Source organism: Amycolatopsis sp. NPDC102522 (assembly GCF_055584485.1).
The window spans coordinates 279,925-302,297 of the sequence record NZ_JBVJLY010000010.1; the positions used below are offsets into that span (position 1 = coordinate 279,925).

24 protein-coding genes are annotated in these 22,373 nt (G+C 68.3%); 12 read left to right on the forward strand and 12 right to left on the reverse strand.

Annotated features, from left to right (window positions below; translation table 11 throughout):
- The first annotated feature begins 50 nt into the window (after positions 1-50).
- The 3 genes from ACZ6YV_RS24475 to ACZ6YV_RS24485 all read left to right on the forward strand — a co-directional run bounded on the left by ACZ6YV_RS24475 (position 51) and on the right by ACZ6YV_RS24485 (position 3,374).
- Complete coding sequence (locus tag ACZ6YV_RS24475; RefSeq protein ID WP_465511827.1) at positions 51-1,934, forward strand: OmpL47-type beta-barrel domain-containing protein; 1,884 nt, start codon at positions 51-53, stop codon at positions 1,932-1,934.
- A 70-nt stretch (positions 1,935-2,004) separates the two neighbouring features.
- The gene (locus ACZ6YV_RS24480; protein ID WP_465511828.1) at positions 2,005-2,868 is read left to right on the forward strand and encodes a sigma-70 family RNA polymerase sigma factor; all 864 of its coding nucleotides are present in this window, start codon (positions 2,005-2,007) and stop codon (positions 2,866-2,868) included.
- Positions 2,869-2,897: 29 nt separating this feature from the next.
- A complete protein-coding gene (locus ACZ6YV_RS24485) occupies positions 2,898-3,374 on the forward strand; it encodes a carboxymuconolactone decarboxylase family protein (RefSeq protein ID WP_465511829.1) in 477 nt (158 codons plus the stop codon).
- A gap of 53 nt (positions 3,375-3,427) precedes the next feature.
- On the opposite strand, the gene ACZ6YV_RS24490 is transcribed toward ACZ6YV_RS24485, so the two are convergent.
- Positions 3,428-5,176, reverse strand: a complete 1,749-nt coding sequence (locus ACZ6YV_RS24490; protein WP_465511830.1) for a BCCT family transporter — start codon at positions 5,174-5,176, stop codon at positions 3,428-3,430.
- Positions 5,177-5,404: 228 nt separating this feature from the next.
- Positions 5,405-5,548, reverse strand: a complete 144-nt coding sequence (locus ACZ6YV_RS24495; protein ID WP_465511831.1) for a hypothetical protein — start codon at positions 5,546-5,548, stop codon at positions 5,405-5,407.
- An 86-nt stretch (positions 5,549-5,634) separates the two neighbouring features.
- Between ACZ6YV_RS24495 and ACZ6YV_RS24500 the strand changes: the two genes are divergently transcribed.
- A complete protein-coding gene (locus tag ACZ6YV_RS24500; RefSeq protein WP_465511832.1) occupies positions 5,635-6,591 on the forward strand; it encodes a GlxA family transcriptional regulator in 957 nt (318 codons plus the stop codon).
- 18 nt (positions 6,592-6,609) lie between these two features.
- Here ACZ6YV_RS24500 and ACZ6YV_RS24505 read toward each other — a convergent pair whose 3' ends face one another.
- The 5 genes from ACZ6YV_RS24505 to ACZ6YV_RS24525 form a co-directional block, all read right to left on the reverse strand.
- Positions 6,610-7,302: a hypothetical protein gene (locus ACZ6YV_RS24505; protein WP_465511833.1), complete on the reverse strand. Its 693-nt coding sequence runs from the start codon at positions 7,300-7,302 to the stop codon at positions 6,610-6,612.
- A gap of 58 nt (positions 7,303-7,360) precedes the next feature.
- The gene (locus tag ACZ6YV_RS24510; RefSeq protein WP_465511834.1) at positions 7,361-7,855 is read right to left on the reverse strand and encodes a hypothetical protein; all 495 of its coding nucleotides are present in this window, start codon (positions 7,853-7,855) and stop codon (positions 7,361-7,363) included.
- Positions 7,856-7,910: 55 nt separating this feature from the next.
- The gene (locus tag ACZ6YV_RS24515) at positions 7,911-8,099 is read right to left on the reverse strand and encodes a hypothetical protein (RefSeq protein WP_465511835.1); all 189 of its coding nucleotides are present in this window, start codon (positions 8,097-8,099) and stop codon (positions 7,911-7,913) included.
- Between the two features lie 95 nt (positions 8,100-8,194).
- Positions 8,195-8,440: a hypothetical protein gene (locus tag ACZ6YV_RS24520; protein WP_465511836.1), complete on the reverse strand. Its 246-nt coding sequence runs from the start codon at positions 8,438-8,440 to the stop codon at positions 8,195-8,197.
- Positions 8,430-8,762 carry a hypothetical protein gene (locus ACZ6YV_RS24525; protein WP_465511837.1) on the reverse strand — a complete coding sequence of 111 codons (333 nt, stop codon included), beginning with the start codon at positions 8,760-8,762 and terminating at the stop codon, positions 8,430-8,432. The genes ACZ6YV_RS24520 and ACZ6YV_RS24525 overlap by 11 nt, the downstream gene beginning before the upstream one ends.
- Positions 8,763-8,892: 130 nt before the next feature.
- Here ACZ6YV_RS24525 and ACZ6YV_RS24530 point away from each other — a divergent pair, with 130 nt between their 5' ends.
- Genes ACZ6YV_RS24530 through ACZ6YV_RS24540 form a run of 3 tightly spaced genes read left to right on the forward strand, consistent with a single transcriptional unit; the run spans position 8,893 to position 10,851 of the window.
- Positions 8,893-9,462: a TetR/AcrR family transcriptional regulator gene (locus tag ACZ6YV_RS24530; protein WP_465511838.1), complete on the forward strand. Its 570-nt coding sequence runs from the start codon at positions 8,893-8,895 to the stop codon at positions 9,460-9,462.
- Between the two features lie 21 nt (positions 9,463-9,483).
- Complete coding sequence (locus ACZ6YV_RS24535; RefSeq protein ID WP_465511839.1) at positions 9,484-10,680, forward strand: FAD-dependent monooxygenase; 1,197 nt, start codon at positions 9,484-9,486, stop codon at positions 10,678-10,680.
- A 45-nt stretch (positions 10,681-10,725) separates the two neighbouring features.
- Positions 10,726-10,851, forward strand: coding sequence for a hypothetical protein (locus ACZ6YV_RS24540; protein WP_465511855.1), 126 nt, complete (start codon positions 10,726-10,728; stop codon positions 10,849-10,851).
- A 34-nt stretch (positions 10,852-10,885) separates the two neighbouring features.
- On the opposite strand, the gene ACZ6YV_RS24545 is transcribed toward ACZ6YV_RS24540, so the two are convergent.
- From ACZ6YV_RS24545 to ACZ6YV_RS24555, 3 genes are all read right to left on the reverse strand, one after another.
- Complete coding sequence (locus ACZ6YV_RS24545; RefSeq protein ID WP_465511840.1) at positions 10,886-12,142, reverse strand: HNH endonuclease signature motif containing protein; 1,257 nt, start codon at positions 12,140-12,142, stop codon at positions 10,886-10,888.
- A 343-nt stretch (positions 12,143-12,485) separates the two neighbouring features.
- Positions 12,486-13,472: a 3-oxoacyl-ACP synthase III family protein gene (locus tag ACZ6YV_RS24550; RefSeq protein ID WP_465511841.1), complete on the reverse strand. Its 987-nt coding sequence runs from the start codon at positions 13,470-13,472 to the stop codon at positions 12,486-12,488.
- Positions 13,469-15,247, reverse strand: coding sequence for a ThiF family adenylyltransferase (locus tag ACZ6YV_RS24555; protein WP_465511842.1), 1,779 nt, complete (start codon positions 15,245-15,247; stop codon positions 13,469-13,471). Before ACZ6YV_RS24555 ends, ACZ6YV_RS24550 begins: the two co-directional genes overlap by 4 nt.
- Before the next feature lie 9 nt (positions 15,248-15,256).
- On the opposite strand from ACZ6YV_RS24555, the gene ACZ6YV_RS24560 reads away from it, so the two are divergent.
- Positions 15,257-15,475, forward strand: a complete 219-nt coding sequence (locus ACZ6YV_RS24560) for a hypothetical protein (RefSeq protein ID WP_465511843.1) — start codon at positions 15,257-15,259, stop codon at positions 15,473-15,475.
- Positions 15,476-15,587: 112 nt separating this feature from the next.
- Here ACZ6YV_RS24560 and ACZ6YV_RS24565 read toward each other — a convergent pair whose 3' ends face one another.
- Positions 15,588-16,337, reverse strand: a complete 750-nt coding sequence (locus ACZ6YV_RS24565) for an SDR family NAD(P)-dependent oxidoreductase (RefSeq protein WP_465511844.1) — start codon at positions 16,335-16,337, stop codon at positions 15,588-15,590.
- 10 nt (positions 16,338-16,347) lie between these two features.
- On the reverse strand, positions 16,348-17,538 hold the full coding sequence (locus tag ACZ6YV_RS24570; protein WP_465511845.1) for a glycosyltransferase 87 family protein: 1,191 nt from the start codon (positions 17,536-17,538) through the stop codon (positions 16,348-16,350).
- Positions 17,539-17,769: 231 nt separating this feature from the next.
- On the opposite strand from ACZ6YV_RS24570, the gene ACZ6YV_RS24575 reads away from it, so the two are divergent.
- The 4 genes from ACZ6YV_RS24575 (at position 17,770) to ACZ6YV_RS24590 (ending at position 22,258) form a co-directional block, all read left to right on the forward strand.
- A complete protein-coding gene (locus tag ACZ6YV_RS24575; RefSeq protein ID WP_125796251.1) occupies positions 17,770-18,675 on the forward strand; it encodes an AraC family transcriptional regulator in 906 nt (301 codons plus the stop codon).
- Between the two features lie 79 nt (positions 18,676-18,754).
- Positions 18,755-19,606 (forward strand): dioxygenase family protein, encoded by an 852-nt coding sequence (locus ACZ6YV_RS24580; protein ID WP_465511846.1) that lies wholly within the window; start codon positions 18,755-18,757, stop codon positions 19,604-19,606.
- Positions 19,607-19,801: 195 nt separating this feature from the next.
- A complete protein-coding gene (locus ACZ6YV_RS24585; RefSeq protein WP_465511847.1) occupies positions 19,802-21,148 on the forward strand; it encodes an erythromycin esterase family protein in 1,347 nt (448 codons plus the stop codon).
- 126 nt (positions 21,149-21,274) lie between these two features.
- Positions 21,275-22,258: a sporulation protein gene (locus tag ACZ6YV_RS24590; protein WP_465511848.1), complete on the forward strand. Its 984-nt coding sequence runs from the start codon at positions 21,275-21,277 to the stop codon at positions 22,256-22,258.
- The last annotated feature ends 115 nt before the right edge of the window (positions 22,259-22,373 follow it).

Here is a 22,373-nt window from a genome sequence, read left to right on the forward strand (position 1 = left end):
CGACCTCCCTCGCGCCCGGCCGGTCTCCCTGTACGGAAGGTTTCCCTGCGATGTCCCCAAGAACCCTCGTCGTGGCCTTGCTGGCCGCGACGCTCGCGATAGCCGGCCTGGTGTTACCGGGCTCCGCCGCACCCGCCGTCGCCGCGCCCGTCCAGACCCTGGAATGGACCGCGGGCGACAGCACCGACCACTACCTCAGCGCACCGACCACCGCGGTGGCGGGTGAGACCACGATCCTGTTCAAGAACACCGAAGCCCTCGGCTCGACGATGTCGCACACGTTGACGTTCGACACCGCGACCGCCGGCTACAACCACGACGTCAACCTCAACATCCTCGCGAACCCCTATGACGAGCAGAACGGCGAGCACCAGGCGACCGTGACGCTGACGCCGGGCAAGTACCGGTTCTACTGCACGATCCAGGGGCACAGCAAGATGGTCGGTGAGCTCGTCGTCACCGACGGCGGCGGCTCCGACACGACCCCGCCGACCGTGACCGCGAACGTTACAGGCACCAAGGACACCGCCGGGAACTACGTCGGTTCCGCGACGGTGAACCTGGCCGCCAGCGACAGTCAGTCCGGTGTGGACAAGGTCGAGTACAAGCTCGACAGCGGCGCCTGGACCGCGTACTCGGCGCCCGTGGTGGTCAACGCCGTGGGCTCGCACATGGTCCACTACAAGGCGACCGACAAGGCGGGAAACGTTTCCCCGGAAGGGATGTCGTCGTTCAGTGTCGTTACCGGGCAACCCGGTGACACGACGCCGCCGACGGTGACCGCGGAAGTGACGGGGACCAAGGACGGTGCGGGGAACTACCTCGACACCGCCACCGTGAAGCTCACCGCCACCGACGCCGGCTCCGGTGTCGACAAGGTCGAGTACAAAGTGGACGAAGGCGCGTGGACCGCGTACACCGCTCCGGTCGCGGTTTCCGCGCCGGGTATGCACATGGTCTCCTACCGCGCGTCGGACAAGGCGGGCAACGCCTCGCCGGAGGGCATGGCGCACTTCACCGTCGTCAGCAGTGACACCACTGCCCCGACGGTGACCTCCGAGGTGACCGGCACCAAGGACACCGCCGGGAACTACGTCGGCAAGGCGACGGTGACCCTCGCGGCCACCGACGCCGGTTCGGGTGTCGGCAAGGTCGAGTACAAAGTGGACGGTGGCCCGTGGCTGACGTACTCGGCGCCGCTCGCGCTGACCGTCGTCGGCGCGCACACGGTGAACTACAGGGCCACCGACAAGGCGGGCAACGTCTCGGCCGAAGGCACGGCGACGTTCACCATCGTCGAAGGCGACGACAGCACCGCACCGGTCGTTTCCGTGGTGGTGAGCGGTGATCTGGACGGAAGCTGGTCGTACATCGAAGACGCGACCATCAACCTGACCGCGACGGACACCGGGTCCGGCGTCGACAAGATCGAGTACGAACTGGACGGTGGGGCCTGGACGGCGTACACCGCGCCGGTGAAGGTGACCGCGCTCGGCACGCACACGCTGACCTACCGCGCTTCGGACAAGGCGGGCAACGTCTCGGCGGAACAGGGTGGCGCGTTCACCATCGTCGCCGCGCCGCCGGGGCCGGACGCCTGCCCGGACTCCGACGTCCGGGACACCGTGATCCTCGGCTCGGCGGACAGCCAGGTCGAGAACCGCGACACCGGTAACGGCTGCACGATCAACGACGTGATCGACGACGAGTCGGACTACTCGTCGAACGACCAGTTCGTGACCTACGTGCGGGCCGTGACGCAGGAACTCCTCGACGGCGAGACCCTCTCGTCCGACGAGCGGAACCTGATCGTCACGGCGGCGATCGACTCCGGCATCGGCGGCCCGACCGCGGAGCCGGAGCCGAACAAGAAGCCGGAGACGAAGAACCCCGGCATGAAGAAGACCGTGAAGACGCCCATCCGGGAGCTCTGAGCGAATCGGTTACCTTTCTCGCGCCGCGCTCGTCATGTCCATGACGGATCGGCGCGAGAAAGGTACCGACATGACCGGCGAGGCCCTGGCCAGCGCGTTCGAGGAGCAGCGCGGCCGTCTGGTGGCGGTGGCACACCGCATGCTCGGTTCCCGCGCGGACGCCGAGGACGCCGTCCAGGAGGCCTGGCTGCGGCTGGCCCGCCAGGACGCCGACACGATCGACAACCTGTCCGGCTGGCTGACCACCGTCGTCGGCCGCGTCTGCATCGACGTCCTGCGCTCCCGCAAGACCCGCCCCGAGGACTCCTACGAAGAGCCGCCCGAGCTGCTGGTGTTCGAGGACTCCCCGGAAGAAGACGCGCTGCTGGCCGAATCGGTCGGGCTGGCGCTGCTCGTGGTGCTCGACACCCTTGGCCCGGCCGAGCGGCTGGCCTTCGTGCTGCACGACCTGTTCGCGGTCCCGTTCGCCGAGGTCGGCGAGATCCTCGGCAAATCCGCGGACGCCGCCAAGATGCTCGCCAGCCGCGCCCGCCGGAAGGTGCAGGGACGGCGTCCGGTCGACGAGCCACAGCAGCGAGGTGTGGTCGACGCTTTCCTCGCGGCCGCGCGCGAAGGCGACTTCGACGGGTTGATCGAGCTGCTCGACCCCGAGGTGACGTGGCGCTCGCAGACCTCGCGCGGTGTGGTCGTGCGGCTGGGGGCGGACGAGGTCGCCACCCGCGTCCAGCGGGGCGCCCGTGCCGTGGCGACCCTGCGCCCCGCGCTGGTCGGCGGCAAACCCGGCGTCGTGACCTGGGACAAGCGCGGCAGACTGGGCGGCGTGATGGCGTGCACCGTCGTCGACGGCCGCATCGTCGCGATCGACTCCGTGAGTGATCCACGTCGCCTCGCGGCCATGGGTGTTACCTCTCTCGAAGCCCCCTCGTCGAAGTAAGTGAACACAGACGAGAAGGAGAGAATCCCATGCAGGCACGACTCGAACTCTTCAAGACCGCTCTCGCGCCGAAGCTGGTGAAGCACCTCGTCTCGGCGGGAAAGGTCCTCGAAAGCACCGAACTTCCCGCCGCGACAAGGGAATTGGTGAACATCCGGGCCAGCCAGATCAACGGCTGCTCGGGCTGCCTGGACATGCACACCAAGGAAGCCGCGCACGCGGGGGAGACGGCCGTCCGGCTGAACCTGGTCGCGTGCTGGCGGGAGGCGACGGTCTTCACCGAGGCCGAGCGGGCCGCGCTGGAACTCACCGAACAGGGCTGCCGCCTCGCCGACAGCGCCGGTGTCACCGACGAGGCGTGGGAGGCCGCCGCCAAGCACTACGACGACGAGCAGCTCATGGCGCTGGTGACCCAGATCGCGCTCATCAACGCCTTCAACCGGCTGAACGTCATCACCCGGCAGCCCGCCGGGCACTACCAGGTCGGCCAGCTGCCCCCGCACTGAAAACAGGAAGGCCCCCTTCTGTGCGAAGGGGGCCTTCCTGTACTCACCTGTGATCAGGTGCGCTGCTTCGACCGTCCGAGGATGGTACGACGGCGACCGTGGCCGTTGGTGCGTTCCTCGTGCAGTTCCTTCAGCGACAGCATCATCGCGTCTTCCTGCTTCATCAGCGGGTCGTTGCGCAGGTCCTTCCAGACCGATACGCACAACCCGACCATCACGAACACGAACGGCACCGCGATCAGGATCGTGAGGTTCTGCAAGCCTGTCAGCGCCTTGTCCCCGCCGACCAGCAGCATCACCGCAGCGACGGCACCCATCAGCACGCCCCAGAAGATGACGACGCTCTTGCTCGGGTGCACGCTCCCGCGCTGGGACAGGGTGCCCATCACCACCGACGCCGCGTCCGCACCGGAGACGAAGAAGATGGACACCAGGAGCATCACGAGGATCGCGATGGGAACGAACCACGGCAGGGTTTCCAGCAGTTTGAACGTCGCGGACTGGGCGCTGCCCGCGCCCGCGATGTCCGTCCCGGCCCGTTGCCTGCTGATCGCCGCGCCGCCGAAGATCGCGAACCAGATCAGGCTCACCACGCTCGGGATCGCGATGACGCCGAAGATGAACTGCCGGATGGTGCGGCCGCGGGAGATCCGCGCGATGAACATGCCGACGAAGGGCGTCCACGAGATCCACCACGCCCAGTAGAAGACCGTCCAGCCACCGAGCCAGGTCTGCATCTCGTCGCCGCCGGTCATCCCGGTGCGGCCCGACATCTCCGCCAGTTCACGGAAGTAGTCGCCGATCGCGCCCGGCACGATGTTGAGGATCAGCACGGTCGGACCGACCACCAGCACGAACACCGCGAGCACCGCGGCGAGCACCATGTTGATGTTGGACAGCCACTGGATTCCCTTGGCCACGCCGGACACCGCCGACGCGATGAACGCGACGGTGAGGATCGCGATGATCGCGACCAGCAGGCCCTTGCCGGGGTCGTCGATCCAGCCGACGGCGCCCATACCGCCGCCGACCTGCAGTGCGCCGAGGCCGAGGGAAGCGGCCGAACCGAACAGGGTGGCGAAGATCGCCATGATGTCGATCGCCTTGCCCAGCGGGCCTTCGGTGCGCTTCTTGCCGATCAGCGGCGCGAACACCGAACTGATCAGCTGGGTCCGGCCCTTGCGGAAGGTGCTGTAGGCGATCGCGAGGCCGACGACGGCGTAGATCGCCCACGGGTGCACGGTCCAGTGGAACAACGTCGTCGCCATCGCGGTGTGGACGGCTTCGTCGGAGTTCGGGGCCGCGGTGCCCGGGGGCGGGCTCGCGAGGTGGGAGACCGGTTCGTACACGCCGAAGAACATCAGGCCGATGCCCATCCCGGCGCTGAACATCATCGCGATCCACGACGACGTCCGGAATTCGGGCAGTTCCTTGTCTCCGCCCAGCGGGATCCGGCCGTACCGGCTGATGGCCAGACAGACCGCGAAGATGACGAAACCACTGGCGGTCAGCACGAAAGCCCAACCGCCGTAAGGGATCACGGCGTCGTTCAGCAGGGACGACGCGACATTCGAGAGGCTGTCCGGGGAAAGCACACCCCAGACGATGATCGCGAGCGCGAGGCCGGCGGCGATACCGAAAACGGTCCGGTCGGTCTCGGCGGGGCGGTCGGCGGCGAGGTCGAGGGGGACGTGCTCATCGGGCGGGTGGCCCGGACCTGTCGTGTCCGGTGCGTTGGCGAGGTCTGTCGCGGTCCCCGCGACTACCTCTTCTTCCGCTGGCTTGCCGTCCTGCGAACTCATGTTTCAGCCGCGCCGATGACCGGCGCGATCTCCTTCCGCCCGAGTTAACCCGTTTGCACCACTGCACCCTAACCAGAAAACTGGTAACCGGCAGAAAATACGGGCGGAAAGGTTTAAACCGGCGATTGCGGGCCTGACCTCGGTGGATGCAGGCTGTATCGCCGGTCTCGGCGGGGAACGTGTCGCTCGTGACACCGGGCCACGGAAACGTCGGGTGCCCGATGGTGTTCAGACGGTGGTGCCGCCCCTCCAGAACGGGTGGCCGATCGGGTCTCCACCTGCGGCGTTCGGGCGGCCCTGTCGCGCGTGGTTGCGCTCCAGGAGGTAGGTGACGAGGGCGATGAAGGCGAGGGTGACGATGATTGCGGTCATGGCAGTAAGTTTGCGCCACTCGACATCCTGCCAGAAGTGGCAGTTCTGTCGTTGTGCGTCAAAATCCTGCCAGCTATGCTGCGGTCATGCTGAAGAGCGTCGCTGTGGTGCTGCTGGACGACTTCGCCCCCTTTGAGTTCGGGGTCGTCTGCGAGGTGTTCGGCTACGACCGGACCGATGACGGAGTGCCGCTGCTCGACTTCCGCGTATGCGGGGAGCGGGCGGGAGAGCCGCTCAGCCTCGGCCACGGCGTTCAGGTGACCCCGCAACACGGCCTCGAAGCGACCGAAGACGCGGACGTCGTCGTCGTCCCCGCCTGCGACGTACGCGACGAATACCCGCCCGCGGTGCTCGACGCGCTCCGCGCGGTTTCGGAGCGGGGCGCCACGCTGCTTTCGGTCTGCACCGGCGCGTTCGTCCTGGGCGCCGCCGGTCTGCTCGACGGGCGGCGATGCACGAACCACTGGCGGCACAGCGACCGGTTCCGGAAGCGGTTCCCGCAAGCCCGGCTGGACCCGGACGTCCTGTTCGTCGACGACGGCGACATCATCACCAGCGCGGGGACGGCCGCCGGCATCGACGCCTGCCTGCACCTCATCCGCCGCGAACTCGGGTCCGCCGCGGCCACCGCGATCGCCCGGCGCATGGTGGTGCCGCCGCAACGGGAGGGCGGGCAGCGCCAGTTCGTCGAGGTGCCGATCCCCGAGTGCACCGGCGACAGCCTCCAGCCGGTGCTCACCTGGATGCTCGACACCATCGAGGAGGAGCATCCCGTCGCCGACCTCGCCCGCCGGGCGCGGATGTCCGAGCGCACCTTCGCCCGCAAGTTCGTCGCCGAGACGGGCACCACGCCGCATCGCTGGCTTTCCACACAGCGCGTGCTGCACGCGAGGTCCCTGCTGGAGGAGACGACGATGGGCATCGACGAGGTCGCGCGCCGCTGCGGCTTCGGGTCGGGAGCCCTGCTGCGCCACCATTTCCACAAGGTGGTCGGGGTGTCGCCGCAGGACTACCGCCGGACCTTCGCGCCCCAGCGCGTCTAGTCCACAGAGGACGAACTGTCAGAGGCTGAACACGGTGACGTATTCCGCGTCCCGCACGACGTAGCCGAACCGGGCACGGAGTTCGCGGACCACCGCGCGCATGTGCTCGGCGCCGTAGACCACGCCGATCGTCCCGGGCTCGTGCCGCCGCAGTTCGTGCAGTCCTGCCAGCGCGTCCACGAGGAGCTTGTCGCGGCTGCCGCTGATCAGGTCGTCGAATTCGGGCATGGTCTCCGCGGATTCGGCCCGGAAGTCGTCCTCGTCGTCGACGCTCAGGAAGCGCGCCAGCATCCCGCGCGTACCGAAGCCGCGCAGGAACATGCCCAAGGTCGGCGCCAGGAGGGACATCGTCAGCCTGTCCCCGAGTGGGACGCGTCGCCAGCCCTCGATGAACGACGGGCCGTCGAGGTCCGGGCGGACGGTCGGCACGGTGAAGGAGTCGGCCTTCAGATCCTGCACCACCAGACCAAGGCGCTTGTTCCGTGCCGCGAACCGGTAACTCGCTGTCAGCCGGGACACCGGCTTCGCGTCGCCGACGCCCTCCGCCACCACCACGTCACACTCGTTCGCCTGCCGCCGCACGGCGTCGAAGTAGGCCTGCGTGCCGATGTGCACCATGGGGAGCAGCCGGAAGTCGAGCGCCGATCCCTTGGCGCGCAGGGTCAGCACCACGGCACGGACGCCCAGCTCGTTCGCGACGATGATCTCCACGGCCCACTCCTCCCCGTTCTGAGGAGAACGCGCGGCGGGGCCGGAAGGTTGCCGCGGCTCAGACCGGGCGTCGCCCGACGGCCTCGAAGATGTCGTGAGCCAGCACGGCGGCGCCTTCGGTGAACCCGTTGACGATGATTTTCCGGCCGTCGGTGAGCTTGACGAGGCAGCCGACGTCGCCACCGAGCGCCTTGGCGAAGACGTTCTTCTTGGTGTGATCGATGACCACGTCGACCGCGGTCCACGGCACGATGGTGGTCGACTTGCGCCAGGTGTGCACGAAACCCTGCTCGTACAGGGTGAAGGTCTCGCCTCGCTTGCCGACGGCGTTCCAGCAGAGCCAGACGCCCATCAGCGCCACCCCCAGCCCGCAGCCGATGACGAGGCCGACGACCATCTCCCCGCCGGAGACCCCGGCCTCCTGGCCCATCGCGAACAGGAGGACCCCGACGAAGGCGATCGGCGTGCCGATCACGATCGCGGCCACTCCCCGGAGCGCGCGGCTACGCGAGTTCGTCTCGAAGCGTTCGACGTAGGCACCCAGTTCGGTCACGGGCAGGAGGCTAACCGCGAACGAGGGGACCGGTCCCTGGGCGCCAGTCCGGTGCCTAGTCCTTCCGGGACTTGTTGAACAGGCCGAGGGACTGGGCGAAGGTCGCCCCGCCGACCAGGAAGACGAGCGGCAGCGTCTTGGCCCAGAAGGCGCCCACCTCGAGCGAGATGAGCAACGCGAGGAGCCCGCCGGCCAGCGCGGCCAGGATGAGCATTCCCAGTGCGACGCGGGGTTTCGAGACCATGTGTCCTCCAAAAGGGTCGGACGAGCAAGCCTGGCGACGGCGGTGATGCGGGGCGAGGTCATTTTTGCCGGGTCAGGGTTTCAGGTGTCTTCGTTTCAGGTGCCTTCGCGGAGGACGACGTGCAGCGTGCCGCCGGGCAGGCCGCTTCTCTCGTGGACGATGAACAACGGGCCGAGGCTGATTTCCGCGCAGTAGTGCCTGGCCGGCGAGTCGCCGATCCTGGCGGGGCCGTTTTCGGCGACGTCACGGATCTGGTCGCTTTCGAGTTCGAAGGCGCGCCGGCTGCCGACGAGGAAGAGGGTGTCCGCGGCGATGCCCGGGCGAAGTTGATCATCGCACACTTTTCCAGCGGGACAACGGAAACTGAAGACTGTGGTGCAGCAGGACCAGGTCGAGGTCCGGGCCCTCGTTGCCCTGTTCGCAGGCCGTCCGGCTCGCGCGGCAGGGCAGGTACACCAGGCTGCGCGGGGAACGCGCGGCCAGCCACCAGGCGGCGGCGAGTTCGCGTGCCGACACCTTGTCCACGTCGAGTTCCGCGCCGTGCCAGCTTTCGATCAGCGGACCGTGCGAGGCAGGACGTGCCGGGCGGATGACGCGGTAGGCGGCCCCGCCGAGGCGGACCTGGCTGATCCGCGTGCGCCACTTGTACCCGTCCAGTTTCACCGTGCTCCGTTTCTCTCCTTGTCGGCAACGGAACTGTAGGGAGCGGCCGACGCCGTGACCACCGAGTTTGCGCACCGGACGGAACAGGGCATACGATCAGGGCAGTCGTACAGGACGAACGCCCTAGGAGATGATGGTGGCAGGCTCCCCGGCCGCGGAACGTGGTCAGGTCGCACGGCGGCGGTTGCTCGAAGCGGCTGTCGCGCTCGTGCCCGAACTCGGCTGGTCCGCGGTCAGCACCCGGATCCTCGCCGAACGCGCGGGTGTCACACCGAGCGTCGTGCACTACCACTTCCCCTCGCTGCAAGCCTTGATGATCGAGGCCGTGCTGGGGGCGATGCGTGAGGTCGCCGGTGCTTTCGAGCCGGCGCTGGAAACCGCCGGGACGCCCGCGGAGGCTGTGGACGCGCTGCTGGCGTCGGTCGGCGAGTACTCCGGCACCGACCCGATGTCGTTGCTGTTCGCCGAGGCCTACCTGGCCGCGACCCGCGACGACACCTTGCGCCAAGGCATCCGTGAGCTCCTCGCCGATCTGCGCGCCCGGTTCGGAGGCTGGCTGGCGGAGCGCGGAGTAGCCGACGCCGAGGGTACGGCCGCGGTGCTTTTCGCCACGGTGGACGGGCTTCTGCTGCATCGCGCGCTCGAACCGGAGCACGGCGGCGAAGTCCCCTTGGCCGTCCTGCGCAGACTGGTCGGCTGAAACGAACGGGAGGGAAGATCCATGAAGGTGGCGATCTGCGGTGCCGGGATCACCGGTCTGGCGCTGGCGCACCGGCTCGCGATGCTGGACGTCGAGGTCGTGGTGCTGGAACGGGCCGCGGGGCCGCGCGAACAGGGCTACATGATCGACTTCTTCGGTCCTGGCTTCGACGCGGTCGAGGAGATGGGCCTGCTGTCACAGGTCGAGGACGTCGCGTACCAGGTGAACGAAGCGAGCCTGCTGGACGACCACGGCCGTCGACGCGCGGCGATCGACTACGTCCAGTTCGCCAAGTCGTTGCGCGGCAGGCTGTGCAGCATCATGCGGCCCGACCTGGAACGCGTCCTGCGTGCGGACCTGCCGTCCACAGTGGACGTCCGGTTCGGCGCCGGTGTCGTGGACGTCGAGGATCTCGGCGACCGGGTGCGGATCACCTTGGCGGACGCCGAGGTGATCGAAGCCGATCTGCTGGTCGGGGCCGACGGGATCCATTCGGCCGTGCGGCGGCTGGTCTTCGGCGAGGAGAGCCGCTTCCTCCGCTACCTCGGGTTCCACACCGCGGCGTTCGTCTTCGAGGACGAAGAGATCCGCGCGCGGGTGGGGGAGCGGTTCTGCCTGACCGACACCGTCGGCAGGCAAATGGGCTTCTACGGTCTCCGCGACGGCAAACTCGCCGCGTTCGCCGTGCACCGCGCGACAGATCCCGTCCTGCCGGACGACACACGAGCGGCGCTGCGCGCGACCTACGGTTCCCTCGGCTGGGCGGTGCCCAAGGCGCTCGAGCTCTGCCCGCCGTCCGGCGAGGTGTACTACGACCAGGTCGCCCAGATCGAAATGCCGTCGTGGAGCCGCGGCCGAGTCGTTCTCGTCGGCGATTCCTGCTATGCCGTCTCCCTTCTCGCCGGTCAGGGCGCTTCACTCGGTATCGCGGGCGCATTCGTACTGGCCGAACAACTCATCCGGGCGCCGTCCATCGAGGCCGCGTTCGCGGAATACGAAAAGCTGGTCCGCCCAGTAGTGACCGAGAAACAGCAGGTCGCCCGCCGGGGCGCCCGATGGTTCCTGCCCGCGAACCGGCTCCTCCTGCAGGCCCGCCGGGCCTTCCTCCGGCTGGCCCGCCTTCCGGGACTCGAACGGACACTCGCGTCCGCCGTCACAGGCAAGTCGACGGCACTGGTGACGAATCTGCGGCAGGGCACCGAGATCCGGAGCCGGTGAGGCGGCCTGGTCGAGCTGCTCGACCGGTTCTGTTTGCTGGCGCCTTTGCCTGGCGGTAAGGCTGCAGCCACGGTCGCCGAAGCGGTGATCGCGGTGGTGGAGGAAGCGGATCTGGATCTGGCCGCTCAGGTGCGGCCGGGGCAACGGGTGCGGTTCCGGCTCGTTGGGTGACGCAAGTAGTCGACTACTTGCGGGGGCGGTCGGCCTATGTCCTGAGGTGCATGGTGTTGCGTCGGGGTTCTCCTGTCGGGTCGAGGTAGGCGGGGGCGGTGAATTCGGGGAGTCCGTCTTGGGCTATCCGGACTTTCCATTCGCTGCGGTGGATCAGGCGGTGATGTCTCGTGCAGAGGAGCACGAGATTGTCGATTTTCGTTTCGCCGTGGTGACGCCAGAAAACAGTGTGGTGGGCGGTGCAGCGCGGCACCGGCATGTCGCAGCCGGGGAACGCGCAGCCTCTGTCGCGGATGGTGAGTGCGTACTTCTGTGCCAGTGACACGGTGCGTTTGGAGCGGCCGATGTCGAGGGGTTCGCCTGCGGTGCCGAGAACGCCGGGTCTGACACGAGCGTCGCAGGCGAGGATCCGGGCGTCGGTCGCGCTGATCGGCCCCACTAGATCCAGGTGAGCTTCACCGAGGTCGTTGATCAGGTCCTCGTACGACATGGTGATGAGGATGTGGGTGGCTTCCCCTGCTTGGCCGGGGAGGTTGCGGCTGGTGGTTTTCAACCGCACATAGTCGGTGAAGGCATCCCCGTAGCGTTCGTCCTGGGTGCGGGAGTCCCGGACCCCATCGATGGCTTTATAGGGCTTGGCCATCGGATCCAGGTCGGATTTGAGGCGGGCGTAGGTTTCCAGGTCAAGTGTCGCCTTGAGGCCGAGGGTGCCGTCGCGGTGTTTGACGAACCGCAACTCCGGCCGCACATCCTTGGGATCCTCATTACGGGGTTCCTTCCCGTCGGGGTCGAGGTTGTCCAACAAGCGTCGTCCGGCTCGGGCGATGGCACGAGGCCCGGTATGACGAGCCAGATCGACCAGGATCTTTTCGCCGTCTCGAATCTTGTCTTCCGGAACGGTGGAGGGGATGCGGGCGAGGGTGCGGATGATGGCGTCGATTTGCGAGCCGCCGATCGCGCCTTCCGCCGCTGCTGCAGCGGTCAAGGGCGCGAGCGGCGGGGTTGGGTCGCCGCCGATGGTGGGGCCGGGATGGAGGGCCAGGACACGGTCGGCACGGTCGTTGGCTTCCTTGTCTGTCACAAGGAAGTCTTCGTAGATCAGCGCCGCCAGCGTCGAGTGTCCGGAGCAGCCGCGGATCCCTCGGGTGTTGATTTCGGCGAGGATCGCGTTCTGCTCGGCATCCAGTTGGCGTTTGAGGACTTCCAGTTCTTGTTTGCGGGCATGCAACATCGCGGTGTCGACGCGCCACCACTCGGTGGGTGTCGTCGGGGATGTGCTGTCGATGGCCACGAGATCAACATTACCCGCAGTCGAACAGATGTTCTATCACACGTTTAGGTAGTCTCGGGCCCAAATGGTCAGTGTGCGCCCTGAGATGATGATCGTTCGGGTAGCGAAGGGGAACACCCGTTTTGCTACCCAGGAGATCATTATCTCCAGCCGGTGCACTGACCATCTAAGCTCAAGGGCACCCTGAACGTGCTATTCCATTCGATAGAGGGCGCAAAGCGAATAGATAGCCCTGAGTGGCACGGCGGACCCGCAAAGCCCGCCCACACCAGCAGTCAGCGAGCTCGATAGGGGCGCCGAGACGAGGTCCGCCAGAACCGCGCCCCAGCGCCCCACCGGACCCCTAAGCCCTAAAGCACAAGGTGCCCCACTGGAACCCCGCCCCGATCGCCGACACGACGAAGACGTCGCCAGGCCGCACCGAACCCTCCGAGAAACCCTTGTGCAGCACGGTGAAAACACCCGCCGAACCGGTGTTGCCGAGCCTGTCGACGGTGATCGGCGCACGGTCACGCGGCACGCCGAGCTTGTCCATCGCCGCCTGCACGATGTTCAGATTTGCCTGGTGCAGAAAGAAATGGTGCACGTCGTCCACTGTCAGCCCGGCCTGGGCGGCGGCGTTCAGGACGCTGTCCGGCAGGCATCGGGTGGCGGTGTCCCAGACGGTCCGGCCGTTCATCTTGAGGTAGTGCCGCCGGTCCGCGAACGTCGTCGCCCCGGCGGGCTGTCGCGAGCCGCCTGCCGGGATCTCGACGTCGTAGGACAGCTCGGCGCCGAAGTCCCAGCCGAGGAGTCCGGCGCCGGGCGACGTCGTCCCGGTCAGGACGGCGGCACCCGCGGCGTCGCCGAAGAAGACCCGGGTGGTGCGGTCTTCCGGATCGGTCACGCGGGACGCGCTGTCGGCCGCGATCACCAGAACCCGTTCCGCCGCACCGGTCCGCACCAGCAAGGAGCCGAGGAACAACGCCTGGACGCCGTTCGCGCAAGCGGCTTGCGTGATGTCGAAGGTGAGCGCGCCGAAAGCGCCGAGCGCTTCCTTGACGATCAGTGCCGTCGACGGCAGCGGCTGGTCGTAGGTGTAGGTCGCGACGATGATCGCGTCGACGTCCCTCGCGGTACAGCCCGCCGCCGCGAGCGCGGGCCAGGCGGCGGCCACGCACATGTCCGAAGTGGCGAGATCCGGGGCGAGCCAACGGCGTTCCCTGATCCCGGTGCGGTGGACGATCCACTCGTCGGAGGTGTCGAGCGTTTCGGCGAGCCGCCGGTTGGTGACGACGTCCGGTGGCAGGTGGACGCCGGTGCCGGCGATCCGCACGGGCAGCGGGGTCACGTGACCGTGCTCCGTTCCGGGCTGAGCTGGCGGTCGAGGTCGGTGTAGAACCGGCCCGACACGCACGGCAGGCCGAGCAGGATCCGCCGCGCGGCCTCGCCGCAGAGCGCGCCGCCCAGCGCGACCCCGGAGGCCAGTTGCGGCCAGCTGCTCAGGGTGCGGCCGAGTTCGCCGAAGGAGGCGGCCAGTTCCGGGCTGATCCGGTCGGCGTCGACCATGGCCAGGATCAGCTCGACCTTCTCCTGGGGCCCGAGGTCGATGAGGTCCACGGACTTGATGTCGCCGAGCAGGCCGTGCAGCAGCGGCCGGTCCGGCTCGAGGTCGAAGCGTTCGACGTCGAGCATGCCGCGGTCGTTGCAGTCCATGACGACCGGGACGCGCAGGTCACGCGCGTATTCGCGGGCCGCGACCTTGACCCACGGGGTGTCGCACTCCTCGATCAGGAGGTCGAGCGCGCCCAGCCCGCCGGTGAAGAACGCCTCGATGTTGTCCTCGGTCAGGCCGTCGCGGTGGATTTCGATATCGAGGTACGGGTCGATCTCGAACATCTGGCGAGCGGACAGGACCGCTTTGTTGACACCGAGTTCGTGCACGCCCGCGCGCAGCCGGTTCAGGTTCGACAGGCTGAAGTCGTCGAAGTCCGCCAGTTTGTAGGCGCCGCCGATGCCTTCGAGCGCGAACGTGAGCGCCGCGCTGTTGCCGACCGAAAGGCCGATGACGCCGATCCGCTTGCCGAGCAGGCGGCGCTGTTCGGGGCGGTCGACCTTGCCGCGGTTGCGATCCGTGCGCACGAGCCGGAACTCGTCGCGCGGCAGGACGTGCACGAGCCGCCGCGACCACGGGTACCAGACCCAGGTTCCGTACTCCCAGAGCGCCAGTCCGGCGAGCTGTTCCCGTTTCCTGGTCTCGATTTCGGTCTCGTCCCGGCAGGACGGGTCGCGGCTGCGGACCAGTTCGGCCAGCTGCTCGTCGATGGTGTCGTGGACCTCACGGACGTCGCCGTAGGCCAGCAATGCCGTCAGCGATTGGAAATCCATCGCGTCGCGGGGTGCGAGCAGGGTCGGCCGCCACTGGTCGCGATCGGGTCCGGGGATGGCGGCGAGCGTGTCGGGCGCGGGCCTGCTCGACGACGTCCCGAAGGTGAGCGGGGCCGGTGTGGACGCGGCGACCCTGGGGAATTCGTCCCGGAGCCGCGTGACGAGATCGTGGTGCCGCCCGGCGCCGTCGGCGACGCGGTGGAACATGATCACGACGTCTTCGGTGTACTGCTCGACATAGCGGCGGGTGCCCGGCATGGGGCGGAAACCGAACTGCTCGTGGAACCGGTCCTGGCCGTCCTTCGTACCCGAAGTGCCGATCATGGCGTGGGCGCCGAGATGGTGCGCGGCGCCGATCGCGAGTGCGTTGAGGTACTGCCCGAGTCCGAGTTTCCGGGACCGGTGCTCGACGACGAGTCTGCTGTGCTCGAAGACCTGACCCGGCTCGAAGCCTTGTGCGGCAAGCACTTCCTCGTACCGCTCGGTGCCGAGGTAGGTCCGCGACTGGAACCCGTCGCCGGTGGCCGGGGTGGAGAGCCGGATGTAGCCGAGCGGCGGGCCGTCCGGATGCTGCCGCGCGATGAAGTGCCAGGCCCCGAAGTCGAGGTCCTGGTCGTCGGCGTGCGAACCGTCCGCTCGGCGAAAGGCCGGACGGCGGCCGCGGTCGAACAGGATCCGCGCGCGGAGTTCGCGGACGGAATCGAGCAGGCAGGTGTCGGCCCCGTGGAACGCGGTCACGCTCCACGGATGGCTGAGATCCGTCAAGTGATGCCTTTTCTGAGGAAAGTGCCGGAAGTCGGCGCGATATTCGTGGGGATGGTTCGAAAATTCGGAGGAATTCGAACCGCGCCGGACTGTAGCAGCGTGGCAACCGAGCGTCAGCGGATGTGTGCGGCGGCAAGCACTCCGCACGAGCGAGTGCGGCAATCGTTTACCGCCATGGCGATCGACAATCCGTCACGATGAGAGCATCGGATTTGATGAAGCCCGCCGGAATTCCCACCCGATGGTGTGCCGGGCTGTTTCTCAGTGAAAGCGACCCGTTCCACGGCTTGTGGCGGAGGTCACAGCTTCATGATCACCAGGTGGGATGTGCGGAGACTCCGCCGTCCACGATCAGGTTGTGTCCGGTGATCCACGACGCGAGTGGCGAGGCGAGGAAGAGGCAGGCGTTCGCGACGTCTTCGGGGGTGCCGAGCCTGCCGAGGGGCGCGGACTGCTCCCAGCGGTGGACGCCCTCGGGCCAGGCGTCGCCGAGTCCGGGGCGGTCGATCAGGCCGGGGGAGACGGCGTTCACGCGGAGGCCTCGCGGCCCGTATTCGAGCGCGGCGGCCCGGGCGTGCATGACCAGCGCGGCCTTCGCGCTGCTGTAGTGCGCGTGCCCCGGTGCGGGCCGGTCCGCCTCGATGGAGGCGATGTGGATGACGTTGCCGCCGCTCATCACCTCGGCCGCGGCCTGCGTGCAGGAGAACGCGCTGGTGAGGTTCGCGTCGAGGACGGCGCGCCAGCTTTCCGCCGACATCCCCGCCAGCGGCTCGACAGGCTGCACACCGGCGCTGTTGACCAGGGTGTCCAGCCGTCCGGTCCAGGCCGCGGCGGCGGCCACGAGCCGGCGGCATTCGTCGTCTTCGGTGAGGTCGGCGGTGAACGCGGCGGCGGTGCCGCCTGTCGCCTCGATACGTTCGACGACGGCGAGCGCCGAGGCCTCGGCACGGTGGTAGTGCACGGCGACAGCGCTGCCCGCCTCGGCGAAACGCAGGGCGATGCCCCGGCCGATGCCGCCGCTGGCCCCGGTGACGAGGGTGGTGGTGCCGCTCAGGTCCAGCATGGGGATCCTTTCAGTCGGCGTGGGCGCGGTTCCGCAGTGCGAGGACGCCCGAAACGACCAGGAAGACCAGGCCCGCGAGGACGTAGCAGTTTCCCAGCCACTGTTGGGCCGCCGTCCAGATCTGGCCCGGCCGGTCGAAGGCGGGGAAGTACCGGAAAGGTGCCGCGACGAAGACCGTGGCGACGACCCCGGTGGCGGCCAGCCAGGCCACCGCCCGCCGGCGGTCCTGGCGATGGAGCACCGCGCAGGCGGCGGTGGTGAACAGCGCCGGGGCGATCCACACCCAGTGATGCGACCACGACGTCGGCGAGATGATCAGGGCGAACGTCGCGTTCAGCAGCAGCGCCGGCACCGGCGCCGAGCGGTACATGGTCAAGGTGACCAGCACCAGCAGCACTCCGGTGAGGACGAGCCACAGTGGCTTGGCCGCGGCGGAGTCGACGCCGAGTCGCGCGAACACCGCCTGCAGGGTCTGGTTGGTGTGGAACGAGGTGCCGCTGATCCCCGAGGCTCCGGCGAACCCGCCGAACCAGTAGCGCGCGGAGGCCTCGGGGGCGACAGCGAACGCGACGGCCGAGGCGGCCACGAACGTGCCCAACGCGGTCAGTGCGCCACGGAAGTCCTTGCGTACCAGGAAGAACAACAGGAACGCCATCGGCGTCAGCTTGACGGCCGCGGCGATCCCGACGCCGATGCCCCGGTAGCGGCCCCGTGCCAGCAGGCAGTCGGCCGCGACGAGGCCCATCAGCGGCAGGTTGATCTGGCCGAAGCCGAGAGTCTGGCGGACCGGTTCGAGGAAGAGCGCCGGGGTGATCGCCAGCGACGCGACGAGCAGCGCCTTCCGCCGGTCCCCGGACGGCCACAGCGTGCGGGTGATCGCGTAGAAGGTGATCCCCAGTGCGGCCAGGCCGAGCGCGAACAACAGCAGTACCGAGCCCGTCCACGGCACCAGTGCCAGCGGGGTGAGCACCAGCGCGGCGAACGGCGGGTAGATGAACAGCAGGGGGATGCCCGCGTCGGAAAGCGGCAAGGCGCCGTAGAGGTCTCCGCCGGTCCACAGGGTGTCGACGCCGAAGCGGTAGATCTCGAGGTCGCTGTGGGAATCACCCGTTGTCGCCCAGGCGACGACACATGCCAGCACCAGAGCGGCGAACGCGCCGGCCGACCACCAGGCCCGGCCGCGCGACGTGGCTGGAGACATCGCGTGGTGACCCTTCGGACGTGCGTCGATGATCACGACTGTACCGGGGAGGGTGGCGGGTCCCGCGCCTGGTCACGCCTGGTCACGGCTCGTGAGTGGTAATCGCGGTTAGAACCGGTATTACCACTCACGAGACGTGACCGAGCGCGGAAAGCGACTTCCGTCGGAAGCGATCGCCGCACATATTGGTCTAGACTTTTCCTTTCCCAGTGTGGTGAAAGGGACCGGTCCATGCGCGGAACTACGGTGTTGCCCAGGACGCCTTGCCTGAAACCGAAGGCCGGGGAATTGCCCTTGCATCGGCTGGAGGTCCGCGCGCCGGACGCCCTGCCGTTCACGGTCGGTACCTTCGACACGATCGGGCCGATGTCGCGGGCGGCTTTCCCGCACCGGCACACTTTCTACGAAATCGTTCACGTCACCGGCGGTACCGGTGACCACGTCATCGATTTCACGCGCTGGGAATTGGGGCCGCCACAACTCGCGGTCATAACCCCGGGGCAGGTGCATCATTGGGATGCCCGTGATCTCAGTGGATTCGTCGTGCTGTTCACCGACGACTTCCTGCTCGAACATCCGGCGGATCGCGAAACCCTGCGAAGGCTGAGCCAGCAGCCCTGGCGGCTCGACGAGCGCGCGGCCGAGGAGACGGCGCGGCTGGTCGCCGAACTGGACGAGGAATTCCGTTGTGGCGGACAGGGGACCGATTCGGTGCTGCGGGCCCTGATGCACGTGCTGATCGTCCGGGCGGGACGGCTTCCCGGTCTGGCCGATCCCCGCCCGCCGGCCAGGGCACAGGCGGTGGGCACGGAATTCGCCCGGCTGCTCGGCAGACCCGATCTCGGACTCTGGTCGGTCGGCGCGCTCGCGGAACGGATCGGCGTCACGCCGGGATATCTGACCGACGCGGTGAAAACGGCGACCGGCCGGACGGCGGCACAACTGATGCGCGAGGCCAGGACACGGGAGGCGAAACGGTTCCTGCTCGGCACGGATCTCACCGTCCGTCAGGTCGCCAGCCGGGTCGGATTCGCGGATCCCGCTTATTTCTGCCGGTTCTTCCGACGGGAAACGGGGTTGAGCCCCGGTGATTATCGCCGGACCGGAGACGCGGCCCCGGAGATTCACCACGACTGACCGGCACAGTCCATCGTCCGGAGCTGATCTTCTCCATACCGTCGAGGGTGATTCCCGAAGCCCCCACGAGGAGCAGGTCATGGACGAAGATAACAAGCTCAGCCGGAAGACTGTGCTGAAGGCCGCGCTCGCCGCGGGTGTCGTCGCCCCGGTCGCGCTGGTCGGCGGCCCCGCTCTCGCGCGCACCACCGTCGCGAGTGGCAAGACGCCCGAGCTGACCCCGGAATGTCACGACGGAGACGCCCCGACCATCGCGCAGACCGAAGGTCCTTATTTCAAGCCGAACTCTCCGGAGCGGACGTCGCTCGTCACCCCGGGCACGCAGGGCACGAGGCTCACCGTCTCCGGCTTCGTCTTCGGTCTCGCGTGCCAGCCGATCGCCCGGGCGCTGCTGGACTTCTGGCAGGCCGACGTCAATGGCAACTACGACAACTCGGGGTACACCTTCCGCGGTCACCAGTACACCGACGACCAGGGCAGGTTCTCGCTGAGCACGATCGTGCCCGGCCTGTACCCCGGCCGCACGCGGCACATCCACGTCAAGGTCCAGGCGCCCGGCAAGCCGATCCTGACCACGCAGCTCTACTTCCCCAACGAGCCGCGCAACAACACCGACACGATCTTCGACCCGCGGCTGCTGATGAACGTGCGGGACGCGGGCACGGCCAAGGAGGCCGCGTTCGACTTCGTGCTCAACGTGCGGCAGACGCCGACGTCGACGTCGCGGCCGACCACCTCGAACCCGACGACCTCCAATCCGCCCACTTCGACCTCCAACCCGCCTGGCGGGACGACCTGGGCGGCGGGAACCGGCTATTCCGCGGGCACCCGGGTCACCTACAGCGGCCGCGGCTATGTGTGCTTGCAGGCGCACACGGCTCAGCCCGGCTGGGAGCCGCCGAACACGCCCGCGTTGTGGCGCGCGGAGTGACGAGCAGCCGCTGCGGAGGGAGATAAACGCGGGTGGACTCCCGCCGCCGGGACCCACACTCCGGCGGCGGGGTCCACCCGCCTTCGCGTGGGGTGGGGTTTTCCCCCATCCGAAGTCGGGGTTCTGCTACAGCGCGCAGTCACCTCTCCTCGGACGATGATCGCTTTCGACATCGGAACGAAGGGGTGAACGGCTATGACAGAGAACCGGAAGCGATGGGGCAGACGGGGAGTGCTCGCCGCCGCGGTGGTGATGACGGGAGCGGTGCTCGCCCCGATGGCGAGCCCGGCTTTCGCGAACGAGGCGGCCACGTCGTCCCGGCGGGACCCGGTGCGGTCGCTGGAGCGGGTGGCGTATCCGCTGCGGTCGACCGAGCCGGGCCGGAACACCGCTGATCTGTGGGCCTTGGGCTCGATGATCGGCGGCGCGAAGGTGGTCGGTCTCGGCGAGGCCACCCACGGCTCCCACGAGTTCTTCACCATGAAGGAGCGGGTGTTCCGCTACCTCGTCGAGGAAAAGGGGTTCCGGGCCTTCGCGCTGGAGCTGAGCTGGTCCGCCGGGCTGGAGATCGACGAGTACGTCCAGACCGGCCGGGGCGACGCCCGGGAGATCGCGAAGCGGACGCTGCCCGGTTCCCCTTGGGACCGCGAGGAGTTCGTCAGCCTGATCCGGTGGATGCGCGACTACAACCGCGCCCACCCCGGCCGCACCGTGCATTTCGTCGGTGACGACCTCGGCGCGCCTTCGATCAACGACGCGTTCTTCGCCAGGATCACCGACGACGTGCGGCGGCACCATCCGGCGGCGCTGCCCCGGCTGAACCAGCTCTACACCGGCCTGCGCCCGATCGACGACGCGTTCGTCTACCTCCGCAAACCGCTCGACGAGCGGCAGCGGCTCGCCACCCAGGCGGAGCAGGCCTTCGATCTGGTCAAGGGCCTGACCGGCGCGGACGCCTACGGCTGGACCGAGCAGCACGCCCGGTTCGTCGCGCAGACCGCCCGCTTCCTCGCCGTCGACCTCTCGGACCCGAAGTCCCTGCCCACCTCGCAGATCCTGCGGGACAAGGCGATGGCACAGAACGTCGCCTGGTGGCAGCGGCGGACCGGCCACAAGGTCCTGCTCTCCGCGCACAACACCCACGTCTCTTACGTCTCCGACAACCCGGGCCTGTACCCGAAGACCCAGGGCGCCTTCCTGCGCGAGACGCTGGGCCGCGACTACCTGCCGATCGGTTTCAGCTTCGACCGGGGTTCCTTCCTGTCCAAGGACACCGCGGTCGGCGGGGATTGGAAGCGCTTCGCCGTCCCCGCCGCTCCGGCCGGCTCGAACGAGCACGCCCTCGACCAGGTCCGGTTCGAGGACTTCTACCTCGACGTCCGCACCGCGCCGCCCGCCGCCCGCGCCTGGCTGGACACCGCCCGGCCCACCCGCACGATCGGCACGCAGTTCCCCGTCGACCCCGCCGCCATCTCGCTCGGGCGCTCCTACGACGTCGTCATCCACCTGCACGACGTCCGCCAGTCCGATCTGAGAAGGTAGTGACGCCGCGCCCGTTTAGGGGTTTTTAACCTGGTTTGCCTGGCGTGCCGCGGCGATTCTCGGTAGTAGTCGAAGTGTCCGCTTTCGCGGCACCCCAGTTCCAGTACCCAGCGGAGGAAATCCCTGATGTTCAAACGGATGCTCAGCGCCTTCGGGGTCGGCGGCCCGTCCGTCGACACCGTGCTCGACTCGCCGCACGCCGTGCCCGGCGAGGTGATCACCGGCCAGGTCCGCATCCAGGGCGGTTCGAGCGACGCCCAGATCGAGGAGATCCTGCTTTCGCTGGTGACCAGGGTCGAGGTCGAGCGCGGCGACCACGAGCGCGCCGGGACCGCGGAGTTCCTGCGGGTCAGCGCGGGCCGCAAGGTGAAGGTGACGGCGGGGCAGCTGACCACGGTGCCGTTCCAGATCGCCCTGCCGTGGGAGACGCCGATCAGCGCGGTCGGCGGCCGTGAGCTGCCGGGCATGGTCGTCGGCGTGCGGACCGAACTCGTCATCGCCGGCGCGCCGGACAAGGGCGACCTCGACCCGCTTCTGGTCGGGCCGCTGGAGTCGCAGGACAGGGTGCTTGAGGCTTTCGGCGAGCTGGGCTTCTCCTTCCGCAGCGCCGACGTCGAAGCCGGGCAGCTGCACGGTGTCCGGCAGGAACTCGGGTTCTTCCAGGAGATCGAGTTCTTCCCGCCCTCGCGCTACGCCGGTCGCGTCAACCAGGTGGAGTTGACCTTCGTCGCGAGCCCGAATGAGCTGGTGGTGGTGCTGGAGGCCGACAAACGCGGCGGCATGTTCCGCTCCGGCGGCGACTCCTTCGGCCGCTTCCACGTCTCGCACGAGGAGGCCCTGCGCACCGACTGGACCGCGGCCATCGACGGCTGGCTGGCCAACGTCGCCGAATCCGGCGGCGGGCACGCCATGTTCGGCGGGCACCAGGGGCACCAGGAGCACTACGGCCACGACTACGACCACCACGGTCACCATGGCGGGCACGGCAGGCGCGGCCCGGGCATGGGCGGCGTGGTCGCCGGTGCCGCGGCCGGCGTGGTCGGCGGCATGATCCTCGGCGAGGTCATGGAAGACGTCTTCGACGGCGGTGACGAGGGCTCCGAGGAGTGATCCGGACTCGTGAGTGGTGAGGACGGTGTCGGTGACTCTGCGCGACACCGGGTCGTTGGCGTCGACTGTGTGGATTTTGGTGCGTTGGATGACCAGAAATCCACACAGTCCTGTC

Coding starts and splice junctions, on each gene's coding strand:
- ACZ6YV_RS24475 (WP_465511827.1), top strand. CDS start 51: ATGTCCCCAAGAACCCTCGTCGTGGCCTTGCTGGCCGCGACGCTCGCG.
- ACZ6YV_RS24480 (WP_465511828.1), top strand. CDS start 2,005: ATGACCGGCGAGGCCCTGGCCAGCGCGTTCGAGGAGCAGCGCGGCCGT.
- ACZ6YV_RS24485 (WP_465511829.1), top strand. CDS start 2,898: ATGCAGGCACGACTCGAACTCTTCAAGACCGCTCTCGCGCCGAAGCTG.
- ACZ6YV_RS24490 (WP_465511830.1), bottom strand. CDS start 5,176: ATGAGTTCGCAGGACGGCAAGCCAGCGGAAGAAGAGGTAGTCGCGGGG.
- ACZ6YV_RS24495 (WP_465511831.1), bottom strand. CDS start 5,548: ATGACCGCAATCATCGTCACCCTCGCCTTCATCGCCCTCGTCACCTAC.
- ACZ6YV_RS24500 (WP_465511832.1), top strand. CDS start 5,635: ATGCTGAAGAGCGTCGCTGTGGTGCTGCTGGACGACTTCGCCCCCTTT.
- ACZ6YV_RS24515 (WP_465511835.1), bottom strand. CDS start 8,099: ATGGTCTCGAAACCCCGCGTCGCACTGGGAATGCTCATCCTGGCCGCG.
- ACZ6YV_RS24530 (WP_465511838.1), top strand. CDS start 8,893: ATGATGGTGGCAGGCTCCCCGGCCGCGGAACGTGGTCAGGTCGCACGG.
- ACZ6YV_RS24535 (WP_465511839.1), top strand. CDS start 9,484: ATGAAGGTGGCGATCTGCGGTGCCGGGATCACCGGTCTGGCGCTGGCG.
- ACZ6YV_RS24560 (WP_465511843.1), top strand. CDS start 15,257: ATGGCTGAGATCCGTCAAGTGATGCCTTTTCTGAGGAAAGTGCCGGAA.
- ACZ6YV_RS24565 (WP_465511844.1), bottom strand. CDS start 16,337: ATGCTGGACCTGAGCGGCACCACCACCCTCGTCACCGGGGCCAGCGGC.
- ACZ6YV_RS24570 (WP_465511845.1), bottom strand. CDS start 17,538: ATGTCTCCAGCCACGTCGCGCGGCCGGGCCTGGTGGTCGGCCGGCGCG.
- ACZ6YV_RS24575 (WP_125796251.1), top strand. CDS start 17,770: ATGCGCGGAACTACGGTGTTGCCCAGGACGCCTTGCCTGAAACCGAAG.
- ACZ6YV_RS24580 (WP_465511846.1), top strand. CDS start 18,755: ATGGACGAAGATAACAAGCTCAGCCGGAAGACTGTGCTGAAGGCCGCG.
- ACZ6YV_RS24585 (WP_465511847.1), top strand. CDS start 19,802: ATGACAGAGAACCGGAAGCGATGGGGCAGACGGGGAGTGCTCGCCGCC.
- ACZ6YV_RS24590 (WP_465511848.1), top strand. CDS start 21,275: ATGTTCAAACGGATGCTCAGCGCCTTCGGGGTCGGCGGCCCGTCCGTC.